25 protein-coding genes are annotated in these 23,612 nt (G+C 36.0%); 3 read left to right on the top strand and 22 right to left on the bottom strand.

The features are described from left to right. Positions 1-11 precede the first annotated feature (11 nt). The 14 genes from nusA to dprA form a co-directional block, all read right to left on the bottom strand. A complete protein-coding gene (gene nusA / locus FHY60_RS08500) occupies positions 12-1,067 on the bottom strand; it encodes a transcription termination factor NusA (protein WP_139904563.1) in 1,056 nt (351 codons plus the stop codon). Beyond that, positions 1,060-1,542: a ribosome maturation factor RimP gene (rimP, locus tag FHY60_RS08495; protein ID WP_139904562.1), complete on the bottom strand. Its 483-nt coding sequence runs from the start codon at positions 1,540-1,542 to the stop codon at positions 1,060-1,062. The genes nusA and rimP overlap by 8 nt, the downstream gene beginning before the upstream one ends. Positions 1,543-1,777: 235 nt before the next feature. Then, on the bottom strand, positions 1,778-2,827 hold the full coding sequence (gene ispG / locus FHY60_RS08490; RefSeq protein WP_139904561.1) for a flavodoxin-dependent (E)-4-hydroxy-3-methylbut-2-enyl-diphosphate synthase: 1,050 nt from the start codon (positions 2,825-2,827) through the stop codon (positions 1,778-1,780). Between the two features lie 12 nt (positions 2,828-2,839). Next, a complete protein-coding gene (rseP, locus tag FHY60_RS08485; protein WP_180375493.1) occupies positions 2,840-3,853 on the bottom strand; it encodes an RIP metalloprotease RseP in 1,014 nt (337 codons plus the stop codon). Positions 3,854-3,858: 5 nt separating this feature from the next. Continuing rightward, positions 3,859-5,013, bottom strand: a complete 1,155-nt coding sequence (gene dxr / locus FHY60_RS08480) for a 1-deoxy-D-xylulose-5-phosphate reductoisomerase (protein WP_139904559.1) — start codon at positions 5,011-5,013, stop codon at positions 3,859-3,861. Positions 5,014-5,184: 171 nt separating this feature from the next. Beyond that, positions 5,185-5,982, bottom strand: coding sequence for a phosphatidate cytidylyltransferase (locus FHY60_RS08475; RefSeq protein ID WP_139904558.1), 798 nt, complete (start codon positions 5,980-5,982; stop codon positions 5,185-5,187). Positions 5,983-6,001: 19 nt separating this feature from the next. Beyond that, positions 6,002-6,754: an isoprenyl transferase gene (locus FHY60_RS08470; RefSeq protein ID WP_139904557.1), complete on the bottom strand. Its 753-nt coding sequence runs from the start codon at positions 6,752-6,754 to the stop codon at positions 6,002-6,004. Between the two features lie 71 nt (positions 6,755-6,825). Continuing rightward, positions 6,826-7,383 (bottom strand): ribosome recycling factor, encoded by a 558-nt coding sequence (gene frr / locus FHY60_RS08465; protein ID WP_139904556.1) that lies wholly within the window; start codon positions 7,381-7,383, stop codon positions 6,826-6,828. A 12-nt stretch (positions 7,384-7,395) separates the two neighbouring features. Beyond that, positions 7,396-8,106 carry a UMP kinase gene (gene pyrH, locus FHY60_RS08460; protein WP_139904555.1) on the bottom strand — a complete coding sequence of 237 codons (711 nt, stop codon included), beginning with the start codon at positions 8,104-8,106 and terminating at the stop codon, positions 7,396-7,398. Positions 8,107-8,167: 61 nt separating this feature from the next. Then, a complete protein-coding gene (gene tsf, locus FHY60_RS08455) occupies positions 8,168-9,091 on the bottom strand; it encodes a translation elongation factor Ts (RefSeq protein ID WP_139904554.1) in 924 nt (307 codons plus the stop codon). Between the two features lie 70 nt (positions 9,092-9,161). Further along, positions 9,162-9,863 carry a 30S ribosomal protein S2 gene (gene rpsB, locus FHY60_RS08450; RefSeq protein ID WP_139904553.1) on the bottom strand — a complete coding sequence of 234 codons (702 nt, stop codon included), beginning with the start codon at positions 9,861-9,863 and terminating at the stop codon, positions 9,162-9,164. A 170-nt stretch (positions 9,864-10,033) separates the two neighbouring features. Next, positions 10,034-10,810, bottom strand: coding sequence for a GTP-sensing pleiotropic transcriptional regulator CodY (gene codY, locus FHY60_RS08445; RefSeq protein WP_139904552.1), 777 nt, complete (start codon positions 10,808-10,810; stop codon positions 10,034-10,036). 400 nt (positions 10,811-11,210) lie between these two features. After that, complete coding sequence (gene topA, locus FHY60_RS08440) at positions 11,211-13,286, bottom strand: type I DNA topoisomerase (RefSeq protein ID WP_139904551.1); 2,076 nt, start codon at positions 13,284-13,286, stop codon at positions 11,211-11,213. Between the two features lie 53 nt (positions 13,287-13,339). Continuing rightward, entirely contained in the window at positions 13,340-14,434 is a 1,095-nt protein-coding gene (gene dprA / locus FHY60_RS08435; RefSeq protein ID WP_243122257.1) for a DNA-processing protein DprA, read from the bottom strand. A gap of 93 nt (positions 14,435-14,527) precedes the next feature. Here dprA and FHY60_RS08430 point away from each other — a divergent pair, with 93 nt between their 5' ends. Both FHY60_RS08430 and FHY60_RS08425 read left to right on the top strand, forming a co-directional pair. Continuing rightward, on the top strand, positions 14,528-16,048 hold the full coding sequence (locus tag FHY60_RS08430; RefSeq protein WP_139904549.1) for a YifB family Mg chelatase-like AAA ATPase: 1,521 nt from the start codon (positions 14,528-14,530) through the stop codon (positions 16,046-16,048). A gap of 14 nt (positions 16,049-16,062) precedes the next feature. Continuing rightward, positions 16,063-16,428, top strand: a complete 366-nt coding sequence (locus tag FHY60_RS08425) for a YraN family protein (protein WP_139904548.1) — start codon at positions 16,063-16,065, stop codon at positions 16,426-16,428. Here FHY60_RS08425 and FHY60_RS08420 read toward each other — a convergent pair. The 3 genes from FHY60_RS08420 to rplS form a co-directional block, all read right to left on the bottom strand. Beyond that, entirely contained in the window at positions 16,418-17,233 is an 816-nt protein-coding gene (locus FHY60_RS08420) for a ribonuclease HII (RefSeq protein WP_139904547.1), read from the bottom strand. The genes FHY60_RS08425 and FHY60_RS08420 overlap by 11 nt on opposite strands. 19 nt (positions 17,234-17,252) lie before the next feature. Beyond that, positions 17,253-18,095 carry a ribosome biogenesis GTPase YlqF gene (ylqF, locus tag FHY60_RS08415; RefSeq protein WP_139904546.1) on the bottom strand — a complete coding sequence of 281 codons (843 nt, stop codon included), beginning with the start codon at positions 18,093-18,095 and terminating at the stop codon, positions 17,253-17,255. Positions 18,096-18,186: 91 nt separating this feature from the next. Continuing rightward, a complete protein-coding gene (gene rplS / locus FHY60_RS08410; protein WP_139904545.1) occupies positions 18,187-18,531 on the bottom strand; it encodes a 50S ribosomal protein L19 in 345 nt (114 codons plus the stop codon). Positions 18,532-18,838: 307 nt separating this feature from the next. Between rplS and FHY60_RS08405 the strand changes: the two genes are divergently transcribed. Continuing rightward, a complete protein-coding gene (locus tag FHY60_RS08405) occupies positions 18,839-20,134 on the top strand; it encodes an IS30 family transposase (protein WP_139904066.1) in 1,296 nt (431 codons plus the stop codon). Positions 20,135-20,401: 267 nt separating this feature from the next. On the opposite strand, the gene trmD is transcribed toward FHY60_RS08405, so the two are convergent. From trmD to ffh, 5 genes are all read right to left on the bottom strand, one after another. After that, entirely contained in the window at positions 20,402-21,124 is a 723-nt protein-coding gene (gene trmD / locus FHY60_RS08400) for a tRNA (guanosine(37)-N1)-methyltransferase TrmD (RefSeq protein ID WP_139904544.1), read from the bottom strand. Further along, on the bottom strand, positions 21,114-21,611 hold the full coding sequence (gene rimM, locus FHY60_RS08395) for a ribosome maturation factor RimM (protein WP_139904543.1): 498 nt from the start codon (positions 21,609-21,611) through the stop codon (positions 21,114-21,116). Before rimM ends, trmD begins: the two co-directional genes overlap by 11 nt. 71 nt (positions 21,612-21,682) lie before the next feature. Next, a complete protein-coding gene (locus FHY60_RS08390) occupies positions 21,683-21,910 on the bottom strand; it encodes a KH domain-containing protein (RefSeq protein WP_139904542.1) in 228 nt (75 codons plus the stop codon). Between the two features lie 49 nt (positions 21,911-21,959). Next, positions 21,960-22,217: a 30S ribosomal protein S16 gene (gene rpsP / locus FHY60_RS08385; RefSeq protein WP_139904541.1), complete on the bottom strand. Its 258-nt coding sequence runs from the start codon at positions 22,215-22,217 to the stop codon at positions 21,960-21,962. A 31-nt stretch (positions 22,218-22,248) separates the two neighbouring features. Then, on the bottom strand, positions 22,249-23,604 hold the full coding sequence (ffh, locus tag FHY60_RS08380; RefSeq protein ID WP_139904540.1) for a signal recognition particle protein: 1,356 nt from the start codon (positions 23,602-23,604) through the stop codon (positions 22,249-22,251). Between the last annotated feature and the right edge of the window lie 8 nt (positions 23,605-23,612).

The following is a 23,612-nucleotide window of genomic DNA, read 5'->3' as shown; positions in this document are numbered from 1 at the left end:
ACCTCCTTGTTTTACTCAGCTTTTTCAGCCTGCGACTTGCTCTTAATGTCAATTTTCCACCCTGTTAGCTTAGCTGCCAATCTAACATTCTGACCTTCTTTTCCAATAGCTAAGGATAATTGATTGTCATCAACTATTACTTTAGCAGATTTATTATCCTCATCTATAGTGACATCTAGAACTTTTGCAGGACTTAAAGCATTAGCAATATATTCTTCAGGTAACTTACTCCATTTTATGATGTCAATTTTTTCGTTTTTTAGTTCATTAACGATATTTTGTACTCTTATTCCCTTAGGTCCAACGCATGCACCCATTGGATCAACATTCTCATCATTGGAATGAACAGCAATCTTTGTTCTTGAACCAGCCTCTCTGGCAATACTTTTAATTTCAACTACTCCTTCATATATTTCAGGAACCTCAAGTTCAAATAATCTCTTTACAAGACCGGGATGGGTTCTGGAAACAATTACTTGGGCACCCTTCGTGGTATTTTTTACCTCAACTATATATAATTTTAATCTTTCATTGAAATTATATTCCTCACCATGCATCTGTTCTGTTGGTCCTAGAACGGCTTCTATTCTGCCTAAGTCAACAAATACATTTCCCTTATCTTTTCTTATTACTGTTCCAGTGATTATGTCATATTCCTTTTCTACAAACTCATTATAGATGATGTTTCTTTCAGCTTCCTTTATCCTTTGCACAACAACTTGCTTTGCAGACTGCGCAGCCACTCTGCCAAAGGTTCTAGGAGTAACTTCAATTTCTACAACATCGCCTATTTCATACCTTGGGCTGTATCGTCTGGCATCCTGCAGTGAGATGTCATTTACATCATCTTTTACCATGTCTACAACCTTTTTCTGAGCATATACATGAATTTCGCCGTTTTCTCTATTCATGCTTACTCTAACATTTTGCACAGAGCTGCCTGTAGTTGCATAATTCTTTTTGTAGGCGGCAACCAAAGCATCCTCAATTGTAGTGAAAAGTAACTCTTCACTAATGCCTTTTTCTTTCACAATTTCTCTCAATGCCCCAATAAATTCTTCATTCATTTGTACTAACCTCCTTTAAACTCCCCTCTAGATTAATTTTACTTATTTTATCTCTAGGTATTTTTATTTGATTATTATTATCTTTTATGTATATATAATCATTATCAAAATTATCAAGAATACCTTTCAATGATCTCTTTCCCTCAAAGACACCTTTAGTTTTAATATTTACAATATAGCCTATATATTTGCTCAGGTGCTTATCAGTAAACAGCTCTCTGTATACTCCCGGCGACGATACCTCAAGGTAATAGCTGTCCGGTACCGGATCTTCTATATCCAGCATTTCACTTATTGGTCTGCTAACCCTTTCACAATCCTCAAGTGTAATACCATCCTCTTTATCTATATATATTCTTAGAAAATTTTCTCCCTCTTCTTCTACATACTCGATGTAATATAACTCGTAACCCAGTTCAGAAACCAATGGTTCTATAAGTCTATTTAGGTTTTGTAATAACAGTTCTTTTTCCACAATCATCGCCTCCGTCTAATGTATAGTTATTTATATTTTGTGCCATTAGTAACATTATATTACCAATGCCAACGAAAAACGCAACAGATGTTGCGTTCAAATAAATAGAAAGAGCGGGTTTTATATATATCCCACTCCTCACGCTCAAATTATAGCAATTCATTAGAAATATTGTACCACAGCAAGTAAAATATTACAAGAAAAACTTAAACAATGTAGCTTATGTTTTAAATTACTACATCTTATTAATTTCTTCCATCAATGCCTCAACAATTTCTTCTTCCTTTACCTTTTTAATAATTTCACCTTTTTTAAAGATAAGACCCTCTCCATTACCTCCTGCTACTCCTATATCAGCTTCCCGAGCTTCACCGGGTCCATTCACTACGCATCCCATTACTGCTACCTTAATGTCTTTATCTAGCTCATTCAACTTTTCCTCTATGGTTTGAGCTAGCTTGATGAGATTGATCTGAGTTCTTCCACAGGTAGGGCAGGAAACAAAGGTCATACCTGACTTTATCAGTCCGAGAGATTTTAATATTTCTCTTCCTACTCTAATTTCCTGAACAGGCTCATCTGTTAAAGAAACCCTTATAGTATCACCAATTCCTTCCGCCAGCAGTGTTCCAATACCTACACTGGATTTAATAGTTCCCCGCCATGTAGTACCGGCTTCTGTTACACCTATATGTAGAGGATAATCCACCTTCTGAGATATTAATCTGTAACTTTCAATCATTTGAAGCACATCTGATGACTTTATAGAAATAACAATATCGTTAAAATTAACTTTTTCCAGTATATCAACATGCTTTAATGCACTTTCCACCAAAGCTTCAGGACAAACCCTTCCATACTTGGCAAGCAGTTCTTTTTCAAGGGAACCACTGTTTACGCCAATCCTTATTGGTATTCCTTTGTCTTTAGCATGTTCGGCCACCAGCTTTACCCTTTCTATACTTCCTATATTTCCTGGATTAATACGTAAGGCAGATACTCCGTTCTTAATAGAATTAAGGGCCAGACGATAATCAAAATGTATATCTGCCACCAGTGGTATACTTATTTGCTTTACAATTTCTTTTATGGCCTCGCTTGCTTCCACATCCGGTACTGCACATCTTATAATATCACAGCCAGCAATCTGCAATTGTCTAATTTGTTCTACAGTTGCGCTGACATTTCTTGTATCAGTATTAGTCATAGACTGAACAGTTATCGGAGAATCTCCTCCAACATAAATATTGCCAACCTTTATCTTTATAGTATTTCTTCTACTCATTAAGTTCATCTCCTAAAAATTGATCGGGTAGAAAATATCCTTTAAAAGAACCAACACCATTAAAAGCATTAGAAAAATAAAACCGATATAATTAACTACCGCAACCTTCTTATCATCAACTTTCTTTCTTGTAATAATCTCGAAAAGGAATAAGAATATCCATCCTCCATCCAGAGCAGGAAACGGAAGGACGTTAAATATGGCTAGTTGTATGCTCAAATATGCTGTTAAGAATAATAGTGACGTTATTCCGGCCTTTGCAGCACTGGTTGATACTTTAATTATAGTTATTGGTCCCCCAAAGTCGCTAGCTTTAGCTTTACCTTGGAATAGGGTTCCAAAGAATTTAAAGGTTTCTTTTGTCATAGTTACAGTTTCATTAAAACCATAAGAAATACTTTGTCCAAGGCTAGGTTTCTTTGTCTTCGGCTCTATACCGATCATATAGTTTTTTGTTTCCTCATTTAGTACTGGAACCATATTAAAACTTATAATGTCCTTTCCCCTTTGAACTTCAACTATCAGCTCTTTACTACCATTATTGATAATTTCAGTAGAAATTTCATCCCAGGTATTAATCTTCTTGTTGTTAATGGTCAGAATTTTATCATCTGCCATTATACCTGCCTTTTGTGCTGGAGAATCATTTAAAACGGATTTTATTTCTGTAGTTACAACTCCCCTAGCATATCCCGTAATTCCAAATAATAAAATTGCAATCAAAATGTTCATGATTGGGCCGGCAGAGACAATACTCAATTTTCTTAAGGAAGATTTATTTGAAAAAGCTCTGGGATCATCGCTTTTATCTTCCTCCCCTAACATTTTAACATATCCTCCAATAGGTAAGGCCTTTATAAGATATTCTGTCTCCTTACCCTTTATACCAAAAATCTTTGGTCCCATTCCAAGCGAAAATTCCTCTACTTTTACGTTATTTAATTTAGCAACGATAAAATGTCCAAATTCATGACCTATAATCAAAATGCTAAAAGCCAAAATCGCTAATAATATATACACTTGCATACCTCCTATAGAAACTTCTTATTGATGTATTCCCTAACTTGTTGCTCTGTCTGTATAATATTCTCCAATGTCACTTCCTGACAGTAATCAAACTTTTCCATACATTCTTTTATTGTATAATATATATCACCAAAGTTTATCATGTCCTTTAGGTATAAATCTACCGCTGCTTCGTTTGCACAGTTCATTATTGCTGGCATCAGTTTACCGCATTTACCAGCTTCAAAAGCTAAGCTTAGACAGGGAAAATTATTATAATCCGGTTCTTCAAAGGTGAGTTTTCCAACCTTTATTAAGTCCAAGGGTTCCACTACCATATTAGCTCTTTCAGGATAATTTAGAGCATATTGTATCGGTAGACGCATGTCAGCATTACCCATTTGAGCAATTACGCTGCCATCAATATATTCTATGGCAGAGTGAACTATGCTTTCAGGATGAATTATAGGCATGATTTTTTCATAGGGTTGAGAAAACAGCCAATGAGCTTCGATAACTTCCAGACCCTTATTCATTAAGGTAGCTGAATCTATGGAAATCTTGTGCCCCATATTCCACTTTGGATGCTTTAAGGCTGCTTCCTTTGGCATGAACTTCAACTCTTCAAATTTTTTCCCCCTAAAAGGTCCACCGGAGGCTGTGAGTATGATTTTGTTGATACTCTTTTCTGAATTTCCCTGGAGACATTGAAATATAGCACTATGCTCCGAGTCTACGGGAAATATATTAACTTTATTCTCTTTTGCCTTATTCATAACTAGCTCGCCGGCAGCTACCAGTGTTTCTTTGTTGGCAAGAGCTATATCCTTCCCACCCTCAATGGCCTTTAAAGTCGGTAAAATACCAACCATTCCAACAAGGGCAGTAACCACCACATTCACCTGGGGAAGTGAAGATATTTCTATCAGTCCTTCCATCCCCATAAGAACTTTAACCTTTATATTATGTAACTTGCAGTAAACCCTTAGTTTATTACAGCTTTCTTCATCTGTCATAACAACGTAAGCCGGTTCAAATTCATCAATTATTTTTCGCATAGCTTCGTAATTTTTATGTGCAGAAGCAGCAGTAAGTTTATATCTATTCTTTTCTTTTCTTAGTATATCTAAAGTTTGCGTACCAATTGAACCCGTTGCTCCCAATAATGTTATGTTCTTCACTTTACCACCTCAAAATTATGTGTAACTTACATTATTATATATTATCTATAATATATATTTATAATAAATTAAGCAATAATTATATTCCAACTAAAGTCCAAACCCATGAAAAATAAAAAGGAAGCAGTATATATCACATCTAGAATTATACTACATTCCTCTTATAAATAGCTATATTTTTACTACAATGGTAAGATAATAAAAGATTACAACAGAAGAATACATAATACTATCAAACCTATCTAAAATGCCACCATGGCCAGGTATAAGCTTGCTATAATCCTTGATATCTACATATCTCTTAATAGAAGAAGCTACTAGATCCCCAAACTGTGATATGATACCACACAATATACCGATAACAGCATAGTTAGCAATTGGCATGATGTTATAATTAATCTCCACCATATATCCAAATGCAAATGTTATTAATGTACTTCCAAGAATTCCACCCAAGGAACCTTCTATAGTCTTTTTAGGACTAACCCTTGGGCAAAGCTTAGTTTTCCCAAAAAAACGCCCGAAATAATATGCAGTTGTATCACAGCTCCAGGATGTTATAAATACTAACCATACCAGTATATTACCATATGGTTTCAAGTTGATCAATGGTATAAAACTAAAAAACACAGCCACATATAATACACACAAAAGACTTATTGCAGCATCGATAAAATTATATTTTGTATTTATAACAGGTATACATAATAATACTAATGTCAACATTATTAAGAAGGCATCAATATGATTTGAGTTTCTATTCAATATTAATAAAGCATAGTATACTACGGCTGCAGCATAACATATGAAAGAAAAAGGTTTAGATCCACTTTTTTTCACTGCATTAAGGAATTCGTGCATTCCTAATAAAGCTAAAACCATTGTAAAGCCTGCTAAATAGTACCCACCTAAGTAAATAATAATTATAAAGGGCGAAATTAGAAGGGCACCCACGTATCTATTATTCATTTGCTCTTCCCCCTACCTATTACTTTACACCACCAAATCTTCTATCCCTTTTTTGATAATCTTCTATTGCTTTGTGCAAGTCCTCAACAGTGAAATCCGGCCAATATATGTTAGCATACCAAAATTCAGAGTACGCGCACTGCCAAAGTAAGAAGTTGCTAACTCTCTTTTCACCGCTCGGCCTAATGATAAGGTCAGGATCAGGAATGCCAGCGGTATAAAGGTAGTTACTGAAGGACTTCTCATTTATGTCCGTAAATTTTATGTTACCTTTTTCGTAATCTTTTAAAAGTTTTTTCACAGCGTGCACTATTTCATCCCGCCCCCCATAATTAAGAGCGAGATTCATAATTACCCCAGTATTATTTTTTGTCTTATTATATGCATTTATAAGCTCCGTTTGGCATTTTTGAGGAAGTTTTGATATATCTCCTATATGGTTTACCACTACGTTATTCTTATGTAATTCTTCAATTTCATTTTTTAGATATTCAACAAGCAATTTCATAAGTGAGTTAATTTCTTCCTGGGGTCTTACCCAATTTTCTGTAGAAAAGGCATAAAGGGTCAAGTACTTAATACCTAGCCTATTGCACTCCTTTACCACTTCTCTTATGGTTTCTACTCCCGCCTTGTGTCCCATTGCACGTGGCAGATTTTTTTCCTTAGCCCATCTTCCATTACCATCCATAATGATAGCAATGTGTTTCGGCATCTCTTTATCAATACTTACTCTGCTACTCTTTTTCTTTTTCTTAAATAAAAAAAACATACTCAGCACATCCTTATCACTGATGGTGTCATTTGATATAAAATACAAATAAAACCTGCATAATGCAGGTTTTAAATTGACATTATTTCTTTCTCTTTGGCTTCTACTATTTTATCTACTTCTTTTATGCAGTTGTCAGTCTTTTTCTGAACTTCCTCTTCATACTTCTTCATCTCATCTTCAGACAGAGTACCGTCCTTTTTTAACGCCTTAATCTTATCGTTAGCGTCACGTCTAATAGATCTGATAGCAACCTTAGCATCTTCACCTAACTTTTTAACCTGTTTAACCAAATTCCTTCTTGTTTCTTCTGTTAATTCAGGAATCAGAAGTCTTATAACTGTACCGTCATTAGTTGGATTTAGGCCCAAGTCTGATTTTAAAATAGCTTTTTCAATGGCTTTTAGAGAACTCTTTTCCCATGGCTGAATAAGAATTAATCTTGGCTCCGGAGCGGATACGTTGGCTACTTGATTAATTCCAACCATACTTCCATAGTACTCTACTTCAATCCTATCAAGTATAGTAGGATTAGCTCTGCCAGCTTTCATAGTAGCTAAGTCTGACTTTAATACGCTAAGGGTCTTAGCCATCTTCTCTTCAGCCTTTTTCAAAATTTCCTTTACCATAATAAACCTCCTCTATTCTCTTGATACAATAGTACCAATTTTTTCTCCACAGACAGCTCTCTTAATATTGCCAGGCTCATCCAATGCAAAAACTAAGATAGGAATATTATTGTCCATGCATAATGAAGTAGCAGTTGAATCCATTACCTGCAGACCCTTTTCTAATACCTCAATATAAGTAAGTTTGTCAAATTTAACGGCATCAGCATATTTATGCGGATCCTTATCATACACACCGTCAACTTTTTTAGCCAAAAGTATAACTTCTGCTTCGATTTCAGCTGCACGAAGTGCCGCTGTTGTGTCCGTAGAAAAGTATGGATTACCGGTACCTGCCGCAAATATTACAACTCTTCCCTTTTCCAGGTGTCTCATAGCTCTTCTTCTAATGTATGGTTCAGCCACTTCCTTCATTTCAATGGCAGTTTGGACTCTTGTCATAACTCCCAAATTTTCTAAAGAATCCTGTAAAGCCATAGCGTTGATGCAAGTAGCCAGCATTCCCATATAGTCAGCGGTAGTTCTGTCCATTCCTTCACCGCTTCTTCCTCTCCATATATTGCCGCCACCTACTACAGCTCCAACCTCTATGCCCATGTCAACTAACTCTTTTATTTCTTTTGCAATTCTTGTTGTCACATCAAAATCTATGCCATAACCTTGCGGGCCAGCTAGAGCCTCACCTGATAGCTTTAGCATTATTCTTTTATATTTTGAGTCCATGTCTACACCTCCAAATTAAAGTTAAATACCTTAAAAAAAGGAACACGCAGTGTTCCTTTTTTTATTTAACCTGCTGCATTTGTTTTTGTACTTCTTCAGCAAAGTTTTCTTCCTTCTTCTCGATTCCTTCTCCTCTTTCAAATCTAACATATCTGTTTACTGTTATTGGAGATCCAACTTCCTTTGATTTTTCTTGAAGATATTTTGTAATAGTATAGTCAGGATTCTTTACCCATACTTGTTCTACCAAGCAAACTTCCTTGTAGTACTTCTGTACTCTTCCTTCAACCATCTTTTCAACTATTTTTTCTGGTTTACCTTCGTTTAAAGCTTGAACTCTGTAAATTTCCTTTTCTTTTTCAATTGCTTCTTTATCAACGGAATCTCTGTCTAAGTATAGTGGATTAGCAGCAGCAACTTGCATTGCAATATCCTTTGCAACTTCTTTAACAACGTCGTTAACTACGTCGCAACCAAGTTCAACTAAAACAGCGATTCTTCCGCCACCGTGTATGTAACTTTGAATTAAGCCCTTTTCTACGGAGAACTTTGCAATTCTTCTTACAGTCATATTTTCTCCAAGCTTTGCTATTAATGCTGTAACAGCATCCTTTACTGTAACACTGTTATCAGCTATGTATTGTTCTTCTACAAACTGTTCTACTGAACTAGCATTTGAAGTTGAAGCCTGCTTAGCTAAATTCTTTGCCAATGTAGTGAAGTCTTCATTAGCAGCAACAAAGTCAGTTTCGCAGTTAAATTCAACTATACCAGCGTTCTTTAAATCGTCTGATACATATGTATCAACTATTCCTTCTGCAGCTACTCTTCCAGCTTTCTTAGCAGCAGCAGCTAATCCCTTTTCTCTTAAAAACTCTATAGCTTTTTCCATATCGCCATTAGTTTCGCTTAGAGCCTTTTTACAATCCATCATTCCGGCTCCAGTTCTCTCTCTTAATTCTTTAACAGCTTGTGCAGTAATCATGTAATTATTCCTCCTATTAAAGTTAATTTAAAAGGTAAATGGAGTACTACTCCACCTACCTCTAATAAAATTACTCAGCTAGTTGTTCTCCTTGACGTCCTTCAATAATAGCATCAGCAATCTTTGCTGTTATTAGCTTAACCGCTCTTATCGCATCATCATTACCTGGTATTACATAATCTACTTCATCCGGATCACAATTAGTATCAACAATTGCAACAACAGGTATACCTAAAATTTTAGCCTCGGAAATTGCATTTCTTTCTTTTCTTGGGTCTACAACAAATAGAGCACCTATGTTGCTGTCACTCATCTTCTGAATTCCGCCTAAGTTCTTTTCAAGTTCTTTTTCCTCATGCTTAAGTTTGATTACTTCTTTCTTTGGAAGAACTTCAAAAGTTCCGTCCTCTTCCATCTTACGAAGTTCTTCAAGCTTTGAAATTCTAGTCTTAATTGTTTTGAAGTTAGTTAGCATACCGCCTAACCATCTATTTTTTACATAGTGCATACCGCATCTTACTGCTTCTTCCTCGATAGCTTCTTGAGCTTGCTTCTTAGTTCCTACAAAAAGAATATCTTTTCCTTCTGCAGATATGCTCTTAACAAACTCATAAGCCTCTTCAATCTTCTTTACAGTTTTCTGTAAATCGATTATATAGATACCATTTCTTTCGGTAAAGATATATGGAGCCATCTTTGGGTTCCATCTTCTTGTTTGGTGTCCAAAATGTACACCAGCTTCTAATAGTTGTTTCATTGAAATAACTGACATTTTTATACCTCCTTGGTTTTACCTCCATCATCCTCATTTTTATAAAACACCTTTCGGCACCCTTTTATAAATTGGACGATGTGTGTATTTTCTCACTTCAGTAGTATAACATAAGGATTTGTGTCCTTCAATAACTTTTTTAATAAATTCCAATTTTTTTTCTACATTATCTACTTTATCTTTTTCAATTCATCCAATAACTTATCATTCAGAATCTTAATGTGAGTCCCTTTCATACCTAAGGATCTAGATTCTATAACCCCTGCGCTCTCAAACTTTCTCAAGGCGTTTACTATTACTGACCGTGTAATTCCTACTTTATCCGCAATCTTTGAGGCCACCAGCAGACCTTCGTTACCATCTAGTTCATTAAATATATGCTCTACAGCTTCTAATTCTGAATAGGATAGTGTTCCAATGGCTAATTGCACAATTGCTTTTTTTCTTACTTCCTCTTCCATCTCATCACTTTTAGCCCTTAGTATTTCCATTCCTACAATTGTGGCACTGTACTCTACAAGCACTAAATCATCATCGGTAAAATGTTCTCCAAACCTTGCAAGCAGTAAGGTCCCAAGACGCTCCCTATTTCCCATTATGGGTACTATGGTAGTTATCTTATTGTCCAATTCACAGTTGCCATCTTCACCAAATACACACAATCCTTGATTATGTAGGTTTGCTAAAGTTTCTTGAGCATTCATCAGCTTAGAATTGTAAGCTTCAGGAAATCTCATTTCACTTAGCACCTTGTCTTTTACTATATCGCACTCAAAACCACCTGAAAAATTATAGCCAAGTATTTTTCCTTTTCTGCTAACAATGTATACATTACATGCTAATACATCGCTTAGTAACTTGCATATGTCACTAAATACTACTGGCTCCGCTCCAGTTTTCTGAAGTATTTTATTTAACTTTCTTGTTTTTTCTAATAATGTAGACATTATGTTACCTCCTATTAATATAGTGATTTCTCTTTTGTTGTAATTGTTTAAAAATTTCAAAATTTCAGAATTGTTTATCGTCACCTCAATTATAATATCATAACAAAGTTTTCATTTCAATATATTATTTTTCAAACTTTGACATTTTACTACTGATTTTTACTATTTTCTTCTCATTTTAATGGTTATTATAATAAGATAAAAGCTAAGCAATATCTATAATTGTAGTTTTGCATCCTTATTGCTTTAAAAACATTGAACAAAATAAATTGCACAACTCTGATCTATTAACTTAAATTCAAAAATATTCTAATTGCTTAGAATATATTGAAACTCTAGAATATCATCAGATTTGTGCAATCTATATTGAGATCTAAGAAGCTTTTATAAATACCTATACTTACTTTTCAACTTCATGTTTACATTCCGGATTTGAGCAAACGAAGTAGTTTCCCTTTGCTTTACTATATTTAACAACTACAAGACTACCGCATTTTTCGCATTTTTTATCTGTAGGTTCAAACCAACTGACAAAATCACAGTTGGGATAGTTTTCACAGCCAAAAAACTTCTTTCCTTTTTTACTTCTTTTAACTACTACCTTACCACCGCATTTAGGGCAGGAAACATTCAGTTCCTCAACAATAGCTTTTGTATTTTTACATTCTGGATAACCAGGACAGGCAAGAAATTCTCCGAATCTTCCTTGTTTAATAACCATCATTCTTCCACATTTATCGCAGGCAATATCACTTACTTTATCCTCAATGGTTATCTTATTAATTTCTTTTTCTGCAATTTCAATACTCTCCTTTAAAGGGATATAGAAATCGTCAACAATCTTCTGCCATTTTTCTTTGCCATCTTCTATATTATCTAACCTATTCTCCAGCTCTGCAGTAAAATCCACATCCACAATTCCCTTAAAATATTCACACATAATAGTGTTAACAATCTTTCCAAGCCCCGTAGGTACAAGACTCTTCTTATCTCTCTCAACATACTTCCTCTCTAAGATTGTGGTAATTATGGGAGCATAGGTACTTGGTCTTCCTATACCATTCTCCTCTAGCATCTTTACAAGAGAAGCTTCATTAAATCTTGAAGGTGGTTGAGTAAAATGTTGAATACCATCTATTTTCTTCTTTTCAAGCACTTCTCCCTCTTCAAGTTCCGGTACATTTATGCTGTTTTCCTCTTCTTCGTTAGTATATTCATATACCTTCATAAAGCCGTCAAACTTAACCTTTGAACCACTAGCCTTGAAGAGGTAATCTCCATTGACAATTTCTACAGAAGTAGTGTTCAGTATGCAAGATGCCATTTGACTTGCAATAAATCGATTCCATATAAGCGTGTATAACTTAAGCATATCTGGAGCTAGACTTTCCTTTAATTCAGCAGGAGTTAGCTCGGTATAGGTTGGTCTAATTGCTTCATGGGCATCCTGAGCACTTTTCTTTCCTTTATAAATTCTCGGAGTCTTTGGTAAATACTCACTGCCATAGGAGCTTAGGATAAAGTCAGCAGCATTCTTTTGCGCCTCTTCCGATATTCTCACCGAATCCGTACGCATATATGTTATGAGACCAACTGAGCCCTTGCCTTTGATTTCAACACCTTCATATAGTTGTTGAGCCAAAGACATAGTTTTCTTTGTAGAAAAGTTTAATTTTCTGTTGGCATCCTGCTGGAGTGTACTAGTTGTAAAAGGTGGCAATGGATTTTTCAGTTTGCTACCTTTTTTCACTAGCTTCACTTTAAATTCATTTTGCTCAAGTTCACTTATAATTCTGTTGCACTGCTCTCCATTATCGATTTCAATCTTTTTTCCCATGTAGCCCGACAACTTAACTTTAAAATTTTGTTTATCTTTTTTCTTTTTCAGTTCACTTTCTATTGTCCAAAATTCCTTCGGAACAAAGTTCAAAATCTCTTCTTCTCTATCACAGATCAGTTTTAAAGCCACAGACTGTACTCTACCCGCACTTAATCCCCACTTAACTTTCTTCCATAAGATAGGACTTATTTCATAGCCCACTAATCTGTCTAGGATACGTCTTGCTTGTTGCGCATCCACTAAGCCTTCATTTATCTTTCTTGGATTTTTTATGGCGTTCTTAACCGCATTTTTAGTGATTTCGTTAAACTCTATTCTGCAGGGTGTGTCTGATTGAATATCTAATGCCTTAGCCAAGTGCCAAGATATGGCCTCTCCTTCTCTATCAGGGTCCGTTGCCAGATAAATCTGCTCACTCTTTTTAGCTGCCTTTTTTAGTTTATCAAGCAAATCACCTTTTCCACGAATAGTTATATATTTAGGATTGTAGCCATTTTCTACATCCACACCTAGCTGACTCTTAGGTAGGTCTCTGATATGTCCCATTGATGCTTCCACTATAAAATTGGAGCCCAGGTATTTCTTAATGGTTTTCGCCTTCGCCGGTGACTCTACAATAACTAGTTTTTGTCCCATACAAATCCTTCAGCTCAAGTGCTGAAGAAACACCCCCTTTATACTAAATCTTATTAAAACTCCTTATTTACCTTAACATAGAAGTTGCCTGCAATACATTTTATATTATCTTCAAGTTGCATTTCCAATAATAACTCATATAATAATGAAATGTCAATATTAGTTATTCGAACTATATCGTCAACATGCATAGGTGTATCTGATAGAAGGTCATATACCAACCTCATATCTTTGTTGTCCAAAGCCGCATTTCTCCCTTTACACTTTTCATTATATTGTAGTCCAATTAAATCTAGTATGGACTCTATTCCGGTAAATATAAATGCACCATCCTTTATGAGCCTATTGGTTTCCTTACTCTTGTCGGAGAAAACGGACCCCGGTACTGCCATTACAAGCTTACCTTGATCTAAAGCCCTGGAAGCAGTAATCAGCGAACCGCTCTTTTCAGCAGCCTCAACAACTATTATAAGGTCACTCATACCACTAATAATTCTATTTCTAATTGGGAAATTATATGCAAAAGGAGGCGTGCCTGGTACAAACTCTGAGATAATGCACCCCTTTTCTTTAATTTCATAAAACAGTCTTCTATTTTCTGCAGGATAAATTTTATCTAGGCCACAACCTAGTACTGCTGTTGTAAACCCACCGTTATTAATGGCCCCCCAATGGGCTATGGAATCTATGCCCTTAGCAAGACCACTGACGATATTAACCTTGTATTTTGCAAGCTCTGAGGATATATTATCGGCCACATCTCTACCATAGATAGTACATAGTCTTGATCCTACAATTGAAACAGTTTTATACTGATTTAATTTTTCTATATCCCCCAGGTAGTAAAGTACAAAAGGTGAATCCTCATAATTTTTCAACATTATGGGGTAATTTTCAGATTTAATTGTTATAGTCTGTATACCGTTTTTCTCTATCAGTTCATTTGTTCGCTTTAACTTTTCTGTGTTCATAGCCAATTTAAGTGCTTTTAATACAGAGTAATCCTTCACATTATCATATTCATTTATAGCTAACCATAGGTCCTCTGTACTGTTAAAAGCCTCCATTAATTGTCTTTTTATCTCATTGGGTAATTTAGCCGAACTAAACCAGAGATCATACAAATCCATCACATCATCACCAATCATTTTTATTAGTTCAGTATTTCCATCTTAAAAACCTTTATTCATTTGAATTAAATTAAATAAACAAGTCAAAGATTACAAAGGAGGTGATAAAATTTGGCAATTAGTATTTATAGTTCAACTTATAATGGGTTACAAGGAATAATAATTAACGTAGAGGTAGAGATATCCAGGGGCTTGCCCGCCTTTAATATAGTGGGCTTAGCAGATACAGCTGTTCGAGAATCTAAAGAGAGAGTACGTTCTGCTATTATTAATTCAGGCTATGATTTTCCATTAGGAAAAATTACAGTAAATTTGGCGCCTGCTGACATAAAAAAGGTTGGTTCCCTGCTTGATTTGCCTATTGCAATAGGCATTTTGGCCGCAACAGACCAAATTAATTCTGAAGGAATCAATAATTTTATAATTGTTGGAGAGTTATCTCTAAACGGTGATATCACAAGCATTAGAGGGGCACTTCCCATTGTCATTGAAGGCATTAGAAATAATTTGGTGAAATTTATCGTACCCACTGACAATGCCCTTGAGTGTTCTCTCATTGAAAAAGCTGAAATATATCCCTTTGATACATTGAATCAAGTAACCAGCTATCTTAAGCATCGAGATATGCTGCCCTATAAAAATAACTGTGTCAACCGCAAAAAAGAGAGTAATATGGATTTTTCAGAGGTTGTGGGACAAAACGCTACAAAACGTGCACTGGAGATTGCTTGTGCAGGTGGTCATAATATTATAATGTTTGGCCCCCCAGGCTGTGGTAAATCTATGCTAGCCTCAAGAATTCCAACTATTCTCCCAAGTCTAACATATGAGGAGTCTCTCGATGTTACAAAGATCTACAGTATAACCGGAAAGCTTCATCCCAATGAAGGTTTGATCGTTAACCGCCCCTATAGAGCTCCCCATCATACTGCAACCAAAACCGCCTTAATAGGCGGTGGAAGCCAGCTAATGCCGGGTGAAATTACACTTAGTCATCACGGTATTCTGTTTCTGGATGAACTGTTGGAGTTCAATAAAACCGTATTGGAAGTATTAAGGGAACCACTGGAAAGCAAACAAATAACAATAAGCCGTTGCACGGGCTCTGTAGTCTATCCAGCTGATTTTATGTTGGTTGCTTCTCTAAATCCCTGTCCTTGCGGCTATTACTTGAGCAAGGTAAGAGAATGCACTTGCAGCGATCACGAGAGGATAAAATATTTGAACAAGTTATCCGGTCCTTTTCTTGACCGCATTGATATGTTTAGCTTTGCATATGCCCATAATTTTAATGAGATGACTTCAACCACCAAAGAAGAATCTTCCGAAAGCATTAGGAAAAGGGTAGAAGCTGCAAGACAGATCCAAAGGAAAAGATTTGCTATGGAAAAACTGAATTGCAACGGGGATATGTCCGGCAGACACATAAGAAAGTACTGTACTATAGACTCCGCAGCTGAAGATATCCTTAATAGATATTTTAATAAATTCCCTTTCAGCATGAGAATTTACAATAAAGTATTAAAAATCAGCCGTACCATAGCTGATTTGGAGAATAGCAAGGATATCACATCCTCCCATGTGATTGAAGCCATTAGTTACCGTCAGTTTATAAAGGGAGATGTAATATAGGATGGTGAAGGGCTTTGATTAATAGTATAGATATAGGGATTTATGGTGAAGATCTTGCTCTTAAGCATTTCCTAAATGAGGGCTATACTTTGTTAAGAAAAAATTATAGAACAAAGCAAGGAGAAATCGACTTAATCCTCAAACTCAAGGACATACTTTGCTTTGTAGAGGTAAAAACAAGATATAACAATAATTTCGGCACACCCGGTCAGTGCATAGACATAAAGAAAAAGAAACGTATTATAAAAGCCTCTCTGATTTTTATTTATTCAGAGAAGCTTTTGAATTATAATGTGCGATATGACGTTGTAGAGGTGGTTCTAAACTACAAAAACGATTCCTATAGCATAAATCATATAGAGGGCGCTTTTATTCAATAAGCGCCTTTAAAAAACTCTTTCTGTGAATTGGGGTTATTCCATATTTCTTAATTGCATCTATATGTTCCTGAGTGCCATAACCAGCATTTTTATCAAAGCCATACTGTGGATAGACCTTGCTGTATTCCTTCATGAGCCTATCCCTATAGACCTTTGCAATAATGGACGCTGCGGCAATGGCAGCACTCTTACTGTCACCCTTAATTACTGCCATATTGTTGCCGGAGTATCCCCTTATGGGATACCCATCTGAGAGGACCAATTCTGGCTTAACCTCAAGTCCCTGGCATGCTTGGAGAAAGACCTCATGGTTGCACACCCCTATGCCTTTCGCGTCTATGGCATTATTGTCTAGCAATACTATTTTATAATGAGCAGCCTTTTCAGTTATTATACTAAACAGTGCTTCTCTCTTCTCCGGAGAGATCTTCTTGGAGTCATTAAGTCCTAATATCATGGAATCATTCTTTAGTGCATCATAATTCAGCATGATGGCTGCTGCCACAATAGGGCCGGCTAGCGGGCCTCTGCCAACTTCATCAACCCCAGCAACATATTCATAGACTCCAAAACTCCTATCAAATTCATACATGGCCTTAACACGGTCTATCTCTTTTGTAAATTTGTTTACTCGGTTTTCAAGCCTTAACCCTAAACTTACAACATTTTTTCTACTGTCACTTTTTAATATGTTAATTATATTATTAATAGTATCTAACTCTTTATAGTTTTCTACACAGAGTGCATTTACATATGAGTGCAAATCTTTATAGGCTATTGTCTTTATACTTTCTTTTTCGATCATTACTGTTACCCTCTATCTCCTAAGGCAGCTCCAAGCAAATCTTTCCTATTTTCCCGCCTCTGAATTCATCTAAAATGATGTTAGCTATTCTATTATAGTCAACTTCCCCACCAGATACTATTGCACCTCGCTTAAGTGCAATTTTATTCAAGGTCTCTAACGGCTCATCACATAGTTCCGTTAATTTATATCTTTCCTTTAACCTATCAGGTGCAACTTCCTGCAAACGTCGTACAAGATGGACTGCAAGCTCCTCCATATCCATAACTTCATCCTTAATTGCACCGGTGAAAGCTAAATTAAAGCCTACTTCCATGTCTTCAAATTTTGGCCATAAAACTCCTGGTGTATCCATCAATTCCAGCCCCAGTTTAGTCTTAATCCATTGCTTGTTTTTTGTCACTCCCGGTCTGTCGCCGGTCTTAGCAATATTATTTTTTGCCATCTTGTTGATAAAAGAGGATTTACCTACATTAGGTATTCCTACTACCATAGCCCTTGTAACGATATTCATGAGGCCTTTAGCCTTTAAACGGTCATGCTTCTCTTTTAACAATTCGTTAATAAGGGGCTTTATTTCATTTAAGCCCTTTCCTGTAACACAGTTAACTGAAAGAGCTTTAACTTCTTCAGTGGATAACTTTTTACACCAACTGCGCACTACGTGGTCTTCACATAGGTCACTCTTATTTAAAAGTATTATTCTGGGCTTCCCACTGCATATCTCATCGATATCCGGATTGGAGCTGGACTTTACAATTCTGGCATCTCTAATTTCTATAACAACGTCTACAAGCTTTAGGTTTTCTTTTATTTCCTTCTTTGTTTTTAGCATATGTCCTGGAAACCAGTTTATCTTCATTTTTCATCAACCCTTTTACATTTTACTATACTGTTATCTATATAAAAAATGGGACTTTCTCAAGTCCCATTTTTAAATGCTTAAATTATGTTTAGATTAATTCCTTAACCTTAGCTGACTTACCCACTCTGTTTCTTAGGTAGAATAACTTAGCTCTTCTTACCTTACCCTTTCTTACAACTTCAATTTTTTCGATTACTGGAGCATGTACAGGGAAAGTTCTTTCAGTTCCTACACCATAAGCAACTCTTCTAACAGTGAAAGTTTCTCTTAAGCCACCGTTTTGTCTCTTTAAAACTGTGCCTTCAAAAACCTGAATTCTTTCTCTGTTACCTTCTTTAACCTTAACATGAACCTTTACAGTGTCTCCAACATTAAAGTCAGGTAGGTCTTTTCTTAATTGCTCTGCTTCAATTGATCTTATTAATTCATTCATTGTGTAATACCTCCTTTGTTTATTAAACGTTCATACCCATTACAGATAGAGGACCGTTCGTACTAACACAAAGCATATTTTATCATATTCTCAGTTCTAATTCAATATAAAAATTTACAATTTCAAACTTTTTTATTTCTCCTTTAATTGCAAAAGTAAATTCCACCTCTCTAGGTGGTAAGAGTGGATTTTAATTCTACAAATATGAAAGAGTATAGAGAGTGGAATTTAGTAATACAAAATATTATTATATTGATATATGCGTCATTACAGTAATCCTTGCTTGGTAAGGAAGGAGTTTTTCATTATGGCTAAATTCAAACACTTTACGTTAGAGGAAAGAGTCTCTATTGAAATAATGCTTAAAGCCTCCCTTTCTTTCAAAGCAATAGCCCGAGAGCTTGATCGAGATTGTACAACCATTTCCAAAGAGGTTAAAAATCATATCATGTACAAGCGAACAGGTTCTTACGGTAGACCTTTTAACAACTGTATTCATCGTTTAACTTGCAACCATACATATCTATGTGAGAAATCACATTGTAGAATTCGACGCTGTCGCTTTTGTTCAGATTGTTCAAAATTCTGTTCTGATTACAAAGCATATACTTGTCACTTACTCTCTAAGCCACCTTATGTGTGCAATGGATGTGCTAGCCTTACAAAATGTACTCTGGAGAAAGCAATCTATAATGCTTCCTATGCCCATGATGAATATGTACTTCGTCGTTCTGAGTCACGAAGCGGCATAACTATTTCTGAGGACGAGATTAAACGTCTTGATAAAATCATAACCCCACTCATTCAAAGAGGTCAATCTATACACCATATCTGCGTTAATAACAGAGACCTTATCATGCATAGTGAAAAATCAATCTACAACTATATTGATTACAATCTTTTCTCCACAAAAAATATTGACCTTCCAAGAAAAGTTGTTTATCGTCCAAGAAAAAAGCTTAAAAATCATTTTAAAGTGGATAAGTCCTACAGAATTGGACGCACATATCAGGATTTTCTTGAATTCATGAAGGAAAATCCTGATACTCCAGTAGTTGAAATGGATTCTGTTGAAGGTACTAAAGGTGGTAAGGTGTTGCTCACTATCCATTTCGTTGATTCTCAGTTTATGCTTGCTTTTATTAGGGATGCAAACACTTCACGTTCCGTCATAGATATTTTCGAAAATCTTTATTTGGAACTGGGGCCTGACACTTTTCTAAAACTATTTCCTGTCATTCTAACTGACAACGGCAGTGAGTTTACAAATCCAAAGGCTATCGAGTTTGATAGGCAGGGAAACCGCATAACACGCATCTTCTACTGCGACCCTTCAGCGCCATATCAGAAAGGTGCTGCAGAAAACAACCATGAATTGATCCGGAGAATTGTTCCTAAAGGCCAGAGCTTCAACTCATTTCAACAGAAGGATATCTCATTGATGATGAGTCACATTAATTCTTATTCAAGAAAAAAGCTGAATGACCAGTCTCCATACTCGGTATTCAGCTTCCTTTACGGCGCTAAAACGCTCGCAAAGTTGGATTCAGAACTCATCAAACCAAATGAGATTATCATGAATCCGAGTTTATTAAAATATTAACCTACTCAAGCAGGGATTACCGCTGGCGCTTAAGTTAAAACTTTTTCAATGGGTGGAATTTACCTTTGCAAAAAAAACGGAAAATATTCACCCTTTGTTTGCTATACCCAAAATCAGCTGAAATCTGCTTGAGCTACTTAAATTATACCTCATTTTTGTCTAAAATAAGCAAAAAATTACTCTTATAACCAAAAATCTTATCTAGTATCGATTTTACGGTGGAAGTTAATTCTACAAAGTGGAAGTTAACTTTTCAATTCACCTTTTTTATTTCTCTTCAGAAAACTTTTTAAGAAGTTTCTTTTCCTCCGTACTTAATTGGTATTTACTAAACAAGTCCGGTCTTCTCTCAGCAGTGATTTTTAAAGACTGGTATTTTCTCCATTTTCTTATATTTTCGTGATGTCCGGATAAAAGTACTTCTGGGACACCTTTCTCTTCAAAAACAGGAGGTCTGGTATATTGCGGATATTCCAGAAGCCCTTCATAGAAGGACTCATCCTTATAGCTTTCGTCATTGGACAGAACTCCTGGTAGCAGCCTGCTTATACTGTCAACAATCGGTATACAAGCTGCCTCACCGCCTGTTAGTACAAAATCTCCAAGAGAAACTTCCATATCTATGTAGTTGTAGGCTCTTTCATCTATGCCTTCGTAATGTCCGCACAAGAAAATCAAGTGTTCTTCCTTACAGAGTTCTTTGGCTAATTCTTGATTAAACGTCTTCCCCTTTGGTCCGAGAAAAATCACCTTGCCATCATGTAATGCCTTCACGTGCTTTATACAGTCTGCGATAGGTTGAACGGACATAACCATTCCTGCACCACCTCCATAAGGATAGTCATCAACCTTCCTATGCTTGTCGGCAGTAAAATCTCGTATATTGTATGTATTTATCTCCAAGAAGCCCCTTTGCTGAGCTTTTCCGATAATGCTGTAATTAAAGACATCAAACATCTCCGGAAAAAGGGTTAAAATACTAATCTTCATAATTCCATACCTCTACAGGCTCAATAATAATAGAAGCATTTTCCACATCTATATCCTTCACAACGGACTCTATAACCGGTACCAAGACGTCCTTTTCTCCCTTGACCCAATATACATCATTACTACCGGTAAAGATTACTTCCTTGACCTCACCTATATACTTTCCATTGGTGTCACTTACCTTGCATCCTATTATATCTACTACAAAGTATCTTCCTTCAGGTAATTTGGCTGCATCTTTTCTTTTTACTTTTATATATTTGTTCTTTAGTTTTTCCGCTTCTTCCATAGTCGCTATACCTTCAAGCTTTAGAATAGCTTTATCATTTTGAAGTTTAACCCAAATTACCTTTTTTTCCTCACCATCCAGTAAAACATACTTGAGTTTCTTAAATCTCTTTATATCATCTGTCAAAGGATGTACCTTTATCTCACCTTTAACCCCATGAGTATTGATTATTTGACCAATGGTTAATTCATCCTTCATATTATCACCACTTTTATATTATTATAGTAGCACTTAATTAAAAAGAGCTAGGAATAACCTAACTCTAAAAACTACAGTATTTCAACAGAAACCCTTTTGTTTTCTTTTATAGCAGCTGCTTTAACAACGGTCCTTATAGCCTTAGCTATTCTACCTTGTTTACCAATTACTTTTCCCATATCCTCCGGAGCTACTTTCAGTTCCAGAATAATTGACTGCTCTCCTGCTATTTCATTAACTTTCACCATATCAGGATTGTCAACCAAGGATTTAGCTATTACTTCAACTAATTCTCTCATTAACTGTTCTGTACCAGGTAAAACCTGCTACAGATTCACCTCCTAATAACTACTTTGAAAGTTTTTCAGTAATTCCAGCTCTATCGAATAGCTTTTTAACTATATCAGATGGTTGAGCACCATTCTTAACCCATTTAGCTGCCTTCTCTGCATCTATCTTGATTTCAGATGGTTCTACAAGAGGATTATAGTAACCAATTTCTTCTATGAATCTTCCATCTCTTGGGGATTTAGAATCAGCAACTACTACTCTATAAAATGGAGCCTTGTGTGCACCCATTCTTCTTAATCTTATCTTTACTGCCATTAATTTCACCTCCTTCAAATTGTAACACTTTTTATTTCATAAAAGGGAACTTTCCGAATAGACCTTTTTTCATATTCTTTTGTAACCCCTTCATTTGCTTTGTCATCTTCTTCATGTTTTCAAACATTTTTATTAATTTATTAACATCCTGTACGGTAGTTCCGGAACCAGCCGCTATTCTCTTTTTGCGGGATGGGGAGCTGCTTACCAGAGAAGGATGGGTTCTTTCCTTTTTGGTCATGGATTGAATAATCGCCTCAACCTTAGCCAACTCTTTTTCTCCTTTAGCAAAGTCAACGCCTTGCAGTTCTTTGGCATTAACCCCGGGCATCATCTCCAGTAACTTGTTAATAGGGCCAAGTTTCTTCATTTGATTCATACCCTGAAGGAAGTCCTCAAAGTTGAACTCTTGAGTCATCATCCTTTCGCTTAATTCCTTAGCTGCCTTCTCGTCTATAGCCGATTGTGCCTTCTCTATAAGTGAAAGCACATCACCCATACCAAGAATCCTGGAAGCCATTCTGTCAGGATAAAAGACTTCTAAATCGCTCATCTTTTCGCCTATGCCGACAAACTTTATAGGCTTTTGAGCCACTTCTCTGATGGAAAGGGCTGCACCGCCTCTTGTATCACCATCAAGCTTAGTCAATATTACACCAGTAATGTCCAGTCTGTTATTGAAAACTTCTGCCACATTTACTGCATCCTGACCAGCCATGGAATCAACCACCAGCAGAATTTCCTTTGGCCTTATAACTGACTTTATATTTTCCAACTCTTCCATCAGTTCATCATCTATGTGCAATCGGCCAGCTGTATCTATGATTACTACATTATTGCCATTATTTTCGGCGTATTCAAGTCCGCCCTTTGCAATATCAACAGGGTTGACCTTATCCCCCATAGAAAACACAGGAATGTCAATTTGCTTACCCAAAACTTGTAATTGCTTTATTGCAGCAGGTCTATATATATCACAGGCAACTAGTAATGGCTTCTTATTGTTTTTTCTCATTTGAAGAGCCAATTTTCCTGCCATAGTGGTCTTACCTGCACCTTGCAGACCAACTAACATTATAACAGTTATGCCATGTTCAGCATAGTTAATCTTACTGTCACTGCCACCCATAAGTCTGGTTAATTCATCATTAACGATTTTTATAACCTGTTGTCCCGGTGTCAAGCTTTCCATTACTTCATTACCAAGACACTTTTCACTGACAGTATTCACAAAGTTCTTAACCACCTTGTAGTTTACGTCAGCTTCCAACAAAGCTAACTTAACCTCTCTCATGGCTTCTTTTATATCTTTTTCTGTTAGCTTACCTTTACCTTTTAACTTTTTAATAGTTTCCTGCAGTCTAGATGCTAATCCTTCAAAAGCCATGTTTACCC

The organism is Clostridium thermarum, from assembly GCF_006351925.1.
GTDB classification, from domain to species: domain Bacteria; phylum Bacillota; class Clostridia; order Clostridiales; family Clostridiaceae; genus Clostridium_AU; species Clostridium_AU thermarum.
The sequence above is the reverse complement of the archived record's forward strand: the minus strand, read 5'-3'. Positions and strand labels throughout refer to the sequence as shown.